The sequence below is a fragment of the Planktothrix tepida PCC 9214 genome (assembly GCF_900009145.1).
Classification (GTDB): Bacteria; Cyanobacteriota; Cyanobacteriia; order Cyanobacteriales; family Microcoleaceae; genus Planktothrix; species Planktothrix tepida.
Genome location: NZ_LN889869.1, coordinates 1 through 423, shown reverse-complemented (window position 1 = coordinate 423; position 423 = coordinate 1). Strand labels below are relative to the sequence as shown.

The following is a 423-nucleotide window of genomic DNA, read 5'->3' as shown; positions in this document are numbered from 1 at the left end:
TGAAATTGCTATCTGGATTGGCGGTCTGGGCGGTAATAGCTGTATTTAATACAGGGATATCATTAACGGCAGTAACATCAATAGTAATTGTATTAGCTGCCACACTATCAATAATGCCGTCATTAACGGTGAACTTGAAGTTGGCATAACTGCTACCGTTAGCATTGGCAACTGGGGTGAAGACTAAGCTGGGAATATCAGCAGCAGTGATCACTTGGTTAGCTGTAACAGCAGTGCCATTCAGTTGTAATGTCCCCACTGTGGGCAGTTGGGTGATTTTTATTGATGCTAGGATGTCTTCGGTGTCGAGATCACTGAAACCGAAGTCCGCCGTCGTAAAGGTGTAGTTGTTGTCTTCGTTAACGGTTAGGGTTTTGTCCGTGGCAGTGGGAGTATTGTTAAAGGCCGTTACCACAATGGAGG

General features: G+C 45.2%; 1 protein-coding gene. It reads right to left on the bottom strand.

Features of this window, described 5'->3' with window-relative positions; translation table 11 throughout:
* Positions 1 to 423 (bottom strand): cadherin-like domain-containing protein (locus PL9214_RS29530; protein ID WP_139295218.1); only part of this gene is annotated, 423 nt, incomplete at both ends.